Source organism: Campylobacter sp. CFSAN093226 (assembly GCF_012897595.1).
Lineage (GTDB): Bacteria > Campylobacterota > Campylobacteria > Campylobacterales > Campylobacteraceae > Campylobacter_D > Campylobacter_D jejuni.
The window spans coordinates 1,196,537-1,209,383 of the sequence record NZ_CP040608.1; the positions used below are offsets into that span (position 1 = coordinate 1,196,537).

Genomic DNA, 12,847 nt, shown 5'->3' on the forward strand with positions numbered 1-12,847 from the left:
TTATGTAAAGATTTTAAAGACTACATAAAAATTTACAAGGACACTAGAATGATTAATGTGTTGATGATAGAAGATGATCCTGACTTTGCACAATTATTATCTGAATATTTAGCGCAATTTAATATTAAAATCACAAATTTTGAAAATCCTAAAAGTGCTTTAAATGTGGGTATTCAAGGCTATGATTGTCTGATTTTAGATTTAACTTTACCTGGAATTGATGGTCTTGAAGTTTGTAGAGAAATCCGACAAAAAAGCAATATTCCTATTATCATCTCATCGGCTAGAGGTGACTTAAGCGATAAAGTTGTGGGGCTTCAAATCGGTGCTGATGATTATCTACCAAAGCCTTACGATCCAAAAGAAATGTATGCAAGGATTATGAGTCTTATTCGTCGCACAAAAAGAGTTGAACACACTAATAATGAAAATATTAACTCTGCTTTCAAAATTGATGAAAGAAGACATGAGATCACCTATGAAGATAAGGTTTTAACACTTACTCCTGCTGAATTTGAAATTTTAGAATACCTTATCCAACAACACGGATATAGTGTTTCAAGAGAACAGCTTGTAAGTCGCTGTAAAAATCTAAAAGATAAAGATTCTAAAAGCCTTGATGTTATCATCGGTCGCTTAAGGGTAAAAATAGGAGATAGTTCAAAATCTCCAAAACATATTTTTTCTGTTAGAGGTATAGGATATAAACTGATAGGATGACAAAAAATTATTCTATTCATACCAAACTGATTATTTTATTTGTTGTTACTTTTTTCTTGGTTTGTGTGCTTTTTATCGTTCTTTTAAAAATAGAAGGGAATACCTATAATGAAGAAGAAAGTTTAAAACAAGAAAATCTTATAAAAAATTTACTCATCTCCTATGAAAACACTTCAGGTGTTGAAATAGGAGCTTATCTTGGAAACAGCGGTTTTAACGCTATACAAAATCCCAATCTTGTAAAAGCTATAAGAAATAATGGACAATCACTTTTTAAAGCAGGCGGAGAGCTTTGTACTCTTTCTTCTTTAAAATATCATAGCAATCTTTATTTTGATGTTCAATGTAAAGATTTTGATGGCTTGTATGAAGAAAATACTAGTGATAGGGTTTATAATCTTTTATTGATAGGATTTTTCTCTTTTTCTTTGTTGGTTGTTTTTATGTATTTTTCTGTATTAAAATCCTTAGAACCTTTAAAAAAATTAAGAAGACAAGTTGCCGAAGTTGCAAATGGGGAACAACCTGATTTTCTAGACTATCAAGAAGATGAAGTAGGCAAGATCGCCTTTGAATTTCAAAAAGCTTTCAAGAAAAACCAAGAATTAATCCAATCAAGACAACTTTTCCTAAGAACAATCATGCATGAGTTAAAAACCCCTATAGGAAAAGGGAGAATCATTTCTGAAATGATCAAAGAAGACAGACAAAAAGAAAGACTTATCGCTATATTTTTACGCATGGATTCTTTGATCAATGAATTTGCCAAAATCGAAAATTTATTTTCAAAAAACTACAACTTACACTTTAAACCTAGTCGTTTTAGCACTATACTTGAAGAAGCTAAAGAACACCTTATGATAGATGATTTTAATAAAGTTGTAAAAGTCGATATAAGATATGACGCTTTAATCAATGTTGATATGGAAATTTTCTCTGTAATTTTAAAAAATCTTATCGATAATGCCTTAAAATACTCAAACAATGGCACTTGTGAGCTTTTTTGTTGTAAAGAATGTTTTACCATTAAAAATCCAGGCAAACCTTTAGCAGAGCCTATAGAGCATTATCTTGAAGCTTTTACAAGAGAAAAACACAATCAAGTCAAAGGTATGGGACTAGGACTTTATATAGTTTCAGAGGTATGTAAACTGCATAATTTTGATTTGATTTATTTTTATGATGATGGAAAGCATTGCTTTAAAATTTTCTTTGGAGATAAAGAAAAATAATGGTAAAAGGCCTGGAAAAATTCAATGAACTTGTTGAAAGTTTTGCAAATTTACCTACCATAGGAAAAAAAACCGCCATAAGGCTTGCTTATCACCTTTGCATAAATAATCAAATCGATGGTATGAAACTCGCACACAATATAGAAAATGCTATCCGCTTTATAAAACCTTGTGAGCAATGCGGTGCTTTAAGCGAAAATGAGCTTTGCGAAATTTGTAGCGATAAAGAAAGAAATAAAAACATTTTATGTATAGTTGAAAGCCCAAAAGATATACTAACACTCGAAGAGAGTCAAAGTTACAATGGGCTATATTTTGTTTTAGATGAGTTAAATGAAGAAAAACTTGAAAAACTAAAGCAAATCATACTTAAGCTAAATATCTCTGAGCTCATTTTTGCATTGACACATAGCATTAATTCTGATGCAACCATCTTTTTTATAGAGGATAAATTTAAAGGCTTAAACCTAACTTTTAGTAAAATCGCTCAAGGAATTCCAAGTGGTGTAAATTTAGAAAATGTGGATTTAATCTCTTTAAATAAAGCTATGAATTTTAGAACAAAAATTTAGTAATTTTTATAAGAAATATCGGCTAATTCTTGCAAAGAAAAATCCGCAATCTTTTCATAAGCAAAACCTTCCTTGCTTAAAAAATCAAGTAAAGTTTTTTCCATGATTTTAGCTCCTTGTATAAGCTCATCTGAAAGCTTAAAACTCATCGCTTCAATACGCTTTGGCACACAAGCTAAGATGTGTGTTTTAGGCAAATCTCCTGCAAGTTCCATGTATTGTAAGGTTTGAAGCATTTCTATTTCATGGGCACTTCCACTCCAGCTAATTTTATTAGGCATAGCATCATAAGGAAAGAAAAATACATCTCCTATACTCGCACCTTGCGCTTCTATACAGTCTAAAACGATAAGTCTATCGTATCGAGCGATGATATAGCTAAGCTGCAAAGCCAAAGTTCCACCATCAACAAAATCTAAAGTAAATTCAGAATGAGTGAATTTGTAGTTTTTTTCAAGTTGTTTGCAAAGATGAACGCCTAAGCCTTCATCCGCAAACATGATATTACCTATTCCAAGGACTAAGAATTTCAATGCTGTTCTTCTTTTACAAATTTATATCCGCTAATAATAGCATCCATAGCACCATCTTTACCTTTTACTGCGTTAAAAATCGCCATGTAAATATGTACTGGCACAAAAATCATAATTACCCACATCAAAATTCTATGATAAGTTCTTACATCGGCCAAACCGCCCATTGCAGCTTCAAGCGGTCTTAAAATATGATATAAAAGCCCACCTAAGCCCTCATGGTAAGTATGAGTATAAAGAATAAGCCCTGTAAGAATGATACCTAATATCACAAGATAAAAGAAAAAATAAGTTACAAATTGCAAAGGATTATAAACCCCTTTTAAATGCGGATGTTTTCCTAAGAAAATGTAAAATTTTACTTGTTCTATCCATAATTTGATATTAAAAATATCCCATACACTTCTGCGTTCTTTTGCGCTTACCTTATCGCAGAAAAACAAATATACTTTAAAAATAATACAAGCGATTAAAACAAAACCCACCGCTTGATGTACTAAGCGGTATTTTGCTTGCATAAAATTTACGGGTTCACCGTTACTAATAGGGCTTTGGAACACATAGGAAAGATAATACCCTGTGCCAATAAGAATCACTATAGCAATAGCTCTTACCCAGTGCGTTAAACGCAAACCTATGCTAAATTCATATTCAGCTTTTCTTTGCAATTTTTCTTCTTTGTTTTGCATGAAAGCCTCCTTATAAATTGACATTCACTTTATATTCACTTAGATTATTGCCCTTAGTATCCATTACATGCACCGCACAAGCAATACAAGGATCATAAGAGTGAATTTTTCTAATGATTTCAAGTGGTTGTTTTACATCAGCGATTTTAAGTCCTATCAAACATTGCTCATAACTTCCACCTACGCCATTTGCGTCTTTTGGACTTGCATTCCAAGTAGAAGGCACCACAGCTTGCCAATTTTCAATAACACCATTTTTAATTCTACACCAATGGCTTAATGTTCCGCGTGGCACATGCCCCATATAGCGTCCTTTGTATTCTTTAGAATTATCGATCACATAAGGAGCACAAGTACTCTGGTCTACTTTTAAATTTTCAACTAAATTATTAAACGCTTTTAAAGCATTATTTGCAACGATTTTTGCTTCAATACAACGAGCAGCTGTTCTTCCAAGTGTGCTAAATACAGCATTTAAAGGAAGTCCTGTTTCTTTTAAGAACTCATCTACCACAGGAACAACATTTTGATTACCTTTAGCATAATTTACAACGACATTTGCTAAAGGTCCTACTTGCATAGGATTTCCTTCATAGCGTGGAGCTTTAATCCAGCTATATTTACCCTTAGTATCAAACACTTTAGAATGGACATTATTTCCATGATGATCTACGCTTTCTCCATCTACAAGTCCTGTATAATTTGGATTTGTTTTGCCATCATAAGGATGTAAAGGTTCATTGTCTGCATACCAAGAATGAGTTGCCTCTTCAGTAATCTTATCTTCTTCTACTTCATAAACCTTGCTTAAATCTCCATTTTTGATAATACCACTTTCAAAAAGCCATTCATCTCTTCCGATTTGGAATTCTTTAAAGGTATAAAGATTATTTACCCCTATATCATTTAAAACACTTGCTTCATGTGCATAAGCTTTTCCTGCCATCACAAGATCAGGATAATACGCACGATTAACAAAGTCTTGCACTTCTTGGAATTTAACCATATATTCACCCATTCTTGCAGGATCGAGTAAATCCATAACGCAAGTTACACCACCAACGGTTAAGCTTTGTGGATGTGGATTTTTAGCTCCAAAAATCGCCATACATTGAGCAATGATTCTTTGAATTCTTAAACATTCTAGATAGTGAGAAAGAACGATTAAATTTTGCTCAGGACTTAAACGATAAGTTGGATGACCATAATACGCATTAGCAAAAGGTCCTAAATTTCCTTTATCTACAAAAGTTTTAAGTCTTTGTTGCACTTCAAGAAGTTTATCCGCACCTGTTGCATAAGGATTTGAAGTGTATTTAAAAGCTTCATCGCTTGCTTTTTTAACATCAGCACTTAAAGCACTTACCACATCAGCCCAATCAAGCCCATGAAGTTGATAAAAATGCACAATATGATCGTGTAAAAATAAAGCCGCATTCATTAAAGTTCTTGTTAAAAGCGCATTTAAAGGCGGAGTAATACCTAAAGCATTTTCAACAGCAACTATACCTGCTTTATAATGTGAAAAAGTACAAACTCCGCAAATTCTTTGCGTCATAAAACCCGCATCTCTTGGATCACGCCCTTTTACTATGGTTTCAATACCACGCCACAAAGTAGAGCCCGCATAAGCTTCTTTTACCACATTGTTATCATCAACAACAACTTCAACTCTTAAATGCCCTTCAATTCTTGTAATAGGATCTACGATTATTTTTTGACTCATTTTTATTCCTTATCTTTTTGCATGGAAGATATAACTGCGTGTGCTGCTATAGCAACGCCTGTGAGTGTAAGCACACCTATACCGATTTTATCTGAAACACTATCCGCACCCAAACCAAAAACGGTATCAAATTTACGACTAGCCATAGGCTCTTCAAAAGGTCCCATAGTATCCCAAAAATTAGGCTCAGAACAACCTATACAACCATGCCCTGCTTGAATAGGCCAAGAAGTGTGCTGGTTAAATCTCTCTCTTGAGCAGTTATTAAAAGTATAAGGTCCTTTACAACCTACTTTATAAAGACAAAAACCTTGTTTTGCTCCTTCATCCCCAAAAGCATGTACAAATTCACCCGCATCAAAATGTCCGCGTCTTTCACAAAGATCATGAATTCTTAAACCATAAGCCCATTTTGGTCTATTATACACATCAAGTGCTGGTAACTCACCAAATAATAAATAATGAAGTACATTACCCACTATATTTTTTTCACTTGGAGGACAGCCTGGAACATTGATCACAGTTTTGCTTGTTACTTTGCTTAAAGGCTGCGCGTTGCTAGGATTTGGTCTTGCAGCTTGAATTCCTCCAAAGCTAGAACAGGTTCCTATAGCAAAAATCGCCAAAGCATTTTCACTTGCCATTTTTGAAAGCTCATAGCCTGTTTTTCCATGTGCACCTATGGTTAAAAAATGCTCTGTATCACCCATAGGGATACCACCTTCAACCATTAAAATGTATTTATTTTTATGCTTTTGAATGGCACTTTCTAAATTTTCTTCAGCTTGCCAACCTGCTGCAGCCATCACTGTTTCGTGATATTCTAAAGAAATATAATCAAAAATCAAACTATCAATCGTTGGAGTATCACTTCTTAACAAACTCTCGCTACAGCCTGTACACTCAGCCATATGAAGCCACACAACAGGAAGCCTATCAGCAAGCTCAGCAGCTTTTGCCACCATAGGAGTAAAACTCGCTGGCAAAGCCAAAAATGCAGTCATAGCACCTGCCCATTTCATAAAATCCCTTCTAGAAAAACCTGACTTTTCTAATGCTTTTGTAATACTATCATTGTCTTTCAAAGAAGGAAGCTTTTCAAGAGCCGATAAACGCGACTCTATTTGATGATAATCAATCATTATATTTCCTTTATAACATGAAATTTATTCTCTATAAATAATAAAATAAAGAAAGTTAAAATAAAGTTAAAAACTTACTCTCATAAGTAAATATTAGCATCATTCTTAATTAAAGCTTAATCATAAGCCTTTTTTAAGTTTGCGAATCAAAAATCTTGCAGGATGAATAGCGTGGATGTATTTTTTTTCTAAACACAAGGGTTCATTATTTATCAATGCACACAAATACCTTGCCGCTAAAACACTTGTACTAAAACCCCTTGACCCATGAGCAAAATTAAAATACAAATTACAAGACATTTTAGCTGGTTTTTGCTCCTTATTTTTTGTCCATAATAAAGCTTTATATTCTTCTTTATAAAACGCTTCATCATAAGCATTTCCAACTATCATAAAGCGATCACTCGAATAAGATCTAAAACCTACTTTAGAACCTATGATTTCTAATTTTGTATTTTTATCCATAAAATCGGCTATATTTTCTATATTTTGTTTATCATCTTCTTCTTTTGATTCTAAACTTGCATTAAGCCTATCATAACTTGCACCAATTACTTGCAAATCATCTTTTACAGGGCAAATATAAGCCTTAGAAGATAAAGGAAATGGGGTATCTAAAAAAGGTTTTAGATGTGTAACTTGACCTCTTACTTTGCTTAATTTCATCTCATCATAAAAAACAAAGTCTTTTGCATCTGCACCCATAGCATAAATCAAAACCGCATAATCACTTTTAACAACATCATTTTTAAATTTTAAACTAAAACACCCATTTTCAAATTTATAAGCTTGAAATTCATGATTAAAATATATACAAGCTTTGCTTTTTTCAAAAAGATTTTTAACCAATTTTTTTGGAAAAATCACTCCACCCTCTTCTAAAAAAGCTTGATTTTTTGAAATTTTAAACAAAACATTTTCTCTTTGCGTGTCAAATCTTTCTTGCATTAAATCATTATGTGCAAACTCCACCACACCCTTAAATTCTAAATCTAAAATTTGTCTATAAAAACGACTTGCCTCTATAAAAGAAAGCTCTGAAAACTCCCCTAAATTTACCTTAGGCTTTAAGATTAAAGAGCTTAAAATTCCACTTTCATTTCCACTTGCACCCTTGCCTAATTCTAAATGTTTTTCAAAAATATCTATTTCAAAACCTCTTAAACTAAGCTCATAAGCTAAAACAGCACTTGATATACCTGCACCAATAATAGCTACTTTTTTATTTTTTAAAGATGAAAATGTTCTTGAAAAATACGCTTCTTTGTCTTTAAACTCAAGCTCATTTTCCAAATAAGCTTTAATCATTTCTCTTTTTCTAAAACCTTTGGTTTTTTCTACTCTAAAGCCATATTTTTTTAAATTTTTTTGCAAAAAACTTGCCGAAGAAAAGGTGCAAATTTGTGTATTTTTTTTAGAAAGCCTTGCCACTTCAAAGATTAAATTTTCATCAAACATTTGCGAGTTTTTATTTGGAGAAAATCCATCTAAATACCAAACATCAGCTTTAAAATCCAATTCTTTTAAAACAGCTATATCTTCAAAAACAAGATCTAAAAAACAATCTTCAAAATAAAAACGATAAATTCCTTCTTTAGCCTTAGGATAAAATTTTAAAAATTGTTCTAAAAGCTCTTTAAACTCTTCATAAAATTCTAGTTTTTGATAAATTTCTCTTAATTGTTCTTTTTCGATATAAAAAGCTTCTACGCTAATATAAAAAAGTTTTTTAGGACGCTTAGAAGGGGTAGTTTCTAAAAAGCGTTTCAAAGTAAGAAAAAAATTTAAACCTATGCCAAAACCACTCTCTGCGATAATAAAATTTTCTTGATTTTTCCATTCAAAAGAATGAGTGTAAACAAATTTGCTTTCATTTAAGCCATCTTTGAAATTAAAATAAAAATCATCAAAATCCAAAGAAAAAGGAGTATTATCCTTAAAAATTAGCTTAGCTTTTTTCATCGGTTGTTATAAAAATAACTCTCAACTCCATCAGCAATACCCTTAACCAATAAATCTTGAAAAGCTTTATTGGCGATTCTTTTGCCTTCATTTGGATGTGTAATATAGCCAATTTCAATCAAAATTGCAGGCATTTGCGCACCTACTAAAACCCAAAAAGGTGCTTCTCTTACACCGCCATCTACAATTTTATACTTTTTGCGTGTTTGAGTGAGTATATTTTTTTGTACATCAATGGCTAGTTTATTTGAAGCAACGATTTTTTCACGATTTAAGAAATTTAAAATACTTTGTTTTGAGAAATAATTAATCTCTTCAAAATCCCCTTGATTTTCTTTTTCTGCTGCCTTTTTACTTCTTTCACTTCTTGCAGGACTTAAAAAGAAAGTTTCCACGCCTTCGCTACTTTTGGCTTTTGTGGCATTTGGTGCTGCGTTAGCATGTATAGAAATAAACAAATCCGCTCTTTTATCATTGGCATATTTGGTTCTATCACGAAGATTGATAAATTTATCCGAACTTCTAGTATAAAGCACTTTATAACCGCGTTTTTTAAGTTCATTTCCAAGTTTTAAAGCCGTACTTAAAACTATATCTTTTTCTTTTAAACTTCCTTTTTTATCACTTAAAGCACCGCTATCTTTTCCACCATGCCCCGCATCGATAACCACAAGCTTTCCTGATTTGTAATTTGTATTTAAAGTTTTACTAGAACTTTGAGTTGCTTTTTTGTTTGCATTTTGATTTGTAGTTTGTATATAAAAACCTAAAGTGAGATTATTATTATCCAACTCCTTTAAAAGTTTAAATTCTTTAGGAGCACTCAAAACCACACGAACGGTTTTTGGATTGTATTGAGTAACTGTAATCACATTTTGTCCAAAAGTAAAGCTTTTTCTATTACCTTCTAACACACCCTTAAAACTTACAACATATCGGAATTTTTGATCTTTGGTATCAAATACTGCTATTTCTTTTTCATCTAAATCATCGCTTAAATTTAACACCACAGCATTAGAAATTTTATCCACATCTAAAACATATAAAGGTTCTTGATTTTCTTTTTCATTATTGGTTTTTTTATCTTGTTTTTTTGTTTCTAAAACTTTGGTTTTAATTTCTGTTTTTTGATCTTGCTTTTTCTCTGAAATTTTACTAACTTGCTCAGTCTTTTTTTGGCTAGTAGTTTCTTTTGAAAAAATTATTTTTTCTTCTTTAAAAGATATATCAATAGGAATTTTTTCTTTAGCATAAACCACTATGCGTATGGTTTTGGGATTAAATTGTGAAATCACTAAACGATAGTCATCAAATTTAAACTCTTTTTTACCCCCTTCTAAAACCCCATCAAAATCACTAATAAAACGATAGTTTCCTTTTTCGTCTAAAGCAAAACTTTTTAATTGATCCTTATCCAAATCTGCATTTAGTTCAAACTCTACACCTTGGTTTGTTTTACTTGACTTTAAAACATAAATTTTATCATCGCTTTTTGCTTTAGAAACGATACTGCTCTTTGGTGCTTGCGAAGTTTTAGAATTTGTTTTTTCTGTATTTTTTATTTGTTCGTTAGATGATTTTTTTTCATTTTTTTGAACTGTTTTTATAGGTTCAAAAGTTGATTTTTCAGTGTCTTGAGAAATATTTTGAACCTTAATATCTTTAATAACAGCCTTTCTTAAAGCATTAATACTTGTTTCACTTATACCACTTTCTTTTAACTCATTAGCATATGACTTGTCATCTAAATTTAAAGTATTTGAACTGATAATCAATCTTTTTAAAATTTCAATTTTAGTTTTTTCATCTTCATTAATAACACTTTGTATATAAAGGCTTTTGAGCTGATGGTGAAATTTTACTTGCACTTCACTTTTAGAACCGATAAAATTTTTATCAAAATTTGCAAGTTCATTTTCATAAACTCCAAAAAGAGTTGTGAAAACAAATACTAAAAATACAAAAATTTTAGCCATTATTCACCATTAACCAATTTTTCCATAAGTTCTTTAACACTGATAAGCTTATCTAAACGATATCCATTTGCACCTGTAAAGAAAAGTCCTGTTTCTTTTTTGCCTGACCACGCATCAAAAAGCCTATCTGCTATACAATACCCTACTTTAGTCGCCTCTTTTCCACGTCCACAAGGCGCTACACAATTGCTTATACAATTAATCTTTGGACCCATTCTTTTATCTACCAAATTTAAAAGATTGGTTCTAACTCCACGAGCAGGATAGCCCACAGGAGATTTAATAAGCTCTATATCTTCTTCTTTAGAAGCTAGCAAAACGCTTTTAAACTCTTCACTCGCATCACATTCAAAAGTTCCTATGAAACGCGTTCCCATTTGAACACCACTAGCCCCTAAAGAAATAGCATTTTCTATATCTTTTTTATCCCAAATTCCACCTGCAGCAATCACGGGAAAAGACCCCCAATTTTTAGCCTCTTCTACCACAGGAGCAATTAATTTTTCTAGCTGATAATTCGGATCTAAGCACTGCTCATAAGTAAAACCTTGATGACCTCCACTTTTTGGCCCTTCTAAAACCACTGCATCAGGTAAGCGATTGTAACGGCTTTGCCATCTTTTGCAAATAATTTTTAAAGCCTTTGCAGATGAAATGATAGGCACTAAAGCCACATCAGGAAAATCTGCAGTAAATTCAGGTAAATTTGTAGGAAGTCCAGCGCCTGAAACAATCACATTAAAACCAACCTCACAAGCATCGCGTGCTATTCTTGCATAATCATTACTTGCACATAAGATATTACACCCCAAAGGTGCATCGCCACAAACTTTTCTTGCATTATTAATCAAAGCTTGCAAACCCTTGCGTGAGTAAAAATTTTCACTTCCATAAGGCTTAGCGTTTAATTCTTTACTTGCATACTTTCTTTCTTCATAATATCCTGTTCCCACAGAAGAAATAATCCCAAGTCCACCATTTAAAGAAACTGCAGAAGCTAATCTATCCCAGCTTATGCCTAGTCCCATTCCTCCTTGAAAAATGGGATATTTTATAGTATGTTTTCCTATTTGTAAGGGTTGTAAATTCATTCTTTTACCTTTAATTTTGCAAATTTTCTTTTACCTATTTGTAAGATGTATTCTCCTTGTTCTAAATACATTTGCTCGTCGCTAACTTTTTGAGAATTTACACTTACTGCATTAGCACTGATGCTTCTTCTTGCCGCAGAAGTAGAACTTTCCAAACCACATTCAACCAAAGCCTTAGCAAGCCAAATTTTTCCTTGTATTTCAAACTCAGCCATATCACTTGGCAAAGCATTTTGAGAATGAATTCTATCAAATTCAGACTTAGCATTATTAGCCTCTTCTTTGGAGTGAAAACGCTCTGTAATCTCTAAAGCTAAATTTTCTTTAGCTTTTTTAGGATGTAAATTGCCTTGTTCTATATCTTTTTTTATTTGCGCAATTTCTTCTAGACTTTTTTGACTTAAAAGTTCATAATATCTAAACATCAATTCATCACTAATACTTAAAATTTTAGCATACATATCATTAGCTTTTTCTGTAACACCAATGTAATTATTTAAACTCTTACTCATTTTGTTTACACCGTCTAAACCTTCGAGTAAAGGCATCATAATCACAGCTTGTTCTTTTCCTATGTTATAAACTCTTTGAAGCTGTCTTCCCATCAAAAGATTAAATTTTTGATCCGTTCCACCCATTTCAATATCGCTTTTTAAAGCCACACTATCATATCCTTGAAGTAAAGGATACAAAAACTCGCAAATCGAAATAGGACTTTGCTCTTTAAATCTCTTGGTAAAATCGTCACGCTCAAGCATTCTAGCTACACTAAAAGTTGAAGTAAGCTCTACTATACCCGCGGCTCCAAGTTCATTAAGCCAAGTAGAATTAAACTTAATCTGTGTTTTTTCTTTATCCAAAACCTTAAAAACCTGCGTTTTATAAGTTTTAGCATTGATTAAAACTTGCTCTTTATCCAGCTTTTTACGCGTTGCACTTTTTCCACTTGGATCGCCAATTTGTCCTGTAAAATCTCCAATCAAAAACTGCACAATAGCTCCATGTTTTTGCAAAAAAGCCATTTTTGTTAAAACCACGCTATGGCCTAAATGTAAATCAGGCGCTGTAGGATCAAACCCTGCCTTTATAAAGAAATTTTCACCCTTTTCATAATAATTTTTAATTAAATTTTCTATTCTTTCTTCATCAATAAGCTCTGCACAACCACGCTTAACTTCTGCTAATATTTTTTTTATATCCATAA

11 protein-coding genes are annotated in these 12,847 nt (G+C 32.2%); 3 read left to right on the forward strand and 8 right to left on the reverse strand.

Going from position 1 to position 12,847, the window contains the following annotated elements:
- Window positions 1-48 precede the first annotated feature (48 nt).
- From FBF02_RS06180 to recR, 3 genes are read left to right on the forward strand one after another with little or no spacing between them, the layout of a single operon-like run.
- Window positions 49-720: a response regulator transcription factor gene (locus FBF02_RS06180; protein WP_002853168.1), complete on the forward strand. Its 672-nt coding sequence runs from the start codon at window positions 49-51 to the stop codon at window positions 718-720.
- Window positions 717-1,952 (forward strand): ArsS family sensor histidine kinase, encoded by a 1,236-nt coding sequence (locus tag FBF02_RS06185; RefSeq protein WP_002857920.1) that lies wholly within the window; start codon window positions 717-719, stop codon window positions 1,950-1,952. Before FBF02_RS06180 ends, FBF02_RS06185 begins: the two co-directional genes overlap by 4 nt.
- On the forward strand, window positions 1,952-2,524 hold the full coding sequence (gene recR, locus FBF02_RS06190) for a recombination mediator RecR (RefSeq protein WP_002853214.1): 573 nt from the start codon (window positions 1,952-1,954) through the stop codon (window positions 2,522-2,524). Before FBF02_RS06185 ends, recR begins: the two co-directional genes overlap by 1 nt.
- On the opposite strand, the gene FBF02_RS06195 is transcribed toward recR, so the two are convergent.
- The 8 genes from FBF02_RS06195 to tyrS form a co-directional block, all read right to left on the reverse strand.
- Entirely contained in the window at window positions 2,521-3,057 is a 537-nt protein-coding gene (locus FBF02_RS06195; protein WP_002859319.1) for a HyaD/HybD family hydrogenase maturation endopeptidase, read from the reverse strand. The two genes, recR and FBF02_RS06195, sit on opposite strands and share 4 nt — an antisense overlap.
- Entirely contained in the window at window positions 3,054-3,746 is a 693-nt protein-coding gene (gene cybH, locus FBF02_RS06200) for a Ni/Fe-hydrogenase, b-type cytochrome subunit (protein ID WP_002853164.1), read from the reverse strand. Before cybH ends, FBF02_RS06195 begins: the two co-directional genes overlap by 4 nt.
- A gap of 10 nt (window positions 3,747-3,756) precedes the next feature.
- Window positions 3,757-5,472, reverse strand: coding sequence for a nickel-dependent hydrogenase large subunit (locus FBF02_RS06205; protein ID WP_002853190.1), 1,716 nt, complete (start codon window positions 5,470-5,472; stop codon window positions 3,757-3,759).
- Window positions 5,473-5,474: 2 nt separating this feature from the next.
- A complete protein-coding gene (locus FBF02_RS06210; RefSeq protein WP_002853195.1) occupies window positions 5,475-6,614 on the reverse strand; it encodes a hydrogenase small subunit in 1,140 nt (379 codons plus the stop codon).
- Window positions 6,615-6,734: 120 nt separating this feature from the next.
- Window positions 6,735-8,576 carry a bifunctional tRNA (5-methylaminomethyl-2-thiouridine)(34)-methyltransferase MnmD/FAD-dependent 5-carboxymethylaminomethyl-2-thiouridine(34) oxidoreductase MnmC gene (mnmC, locus tag FBF02_RS06215; RefSeq protein WP_002853221.1) on the reverse strand — a complete coding sequence of 614 codons (1,842 nt, stop codon included), beginning with the start codon at window positions 8,574-8,576 and terminating at the stop codon, window positions 6,735-6,737.
- A complete protein-coding gene (locus FBF02_RS06220; RefSeq protein WP_002858145.1) occupies window positions 8,573-10,552 on the reverse strand; it encodes an N-acetylmuramoyl-L-alanine amidase in 1,980 nt (659 codons plus the stop codon). The genes mnmC and FBF02_RS06220 overlap by 4 nt, the downstream gene beginning before the upstream one ends.
- A complete protein-coding gene (locus tag FBF02_RS06225; RefSeq protein WP_002857924.1) occupies window positions 10,552-11,643 on the reverse strand; it encodes a nitronate monooxygenase family protein in 1,092 nt (363 codons plus the stop codon). The genes FBF02_RS06220 and FBF02_RS06225 overlap by 1 nt, the downstream gene beginning before the upstream one ends.
- Entirely contained in the window at window positions 11,640-12,845 is a 1,206-nt protein-coding gene (tyrS, locus tag FBF02_RS06230; RefSeq protein ID WP_002858315.1) for a tyrosine--tRNA ligase, read from the reverse strand. The genes FBF02_RS06225 and tyrS overlap by 4 nt, the downstream gene beginning before the upstream one ends.
- Window positions 12,846-12,847 lie beyond the last annotated feature (2 nt).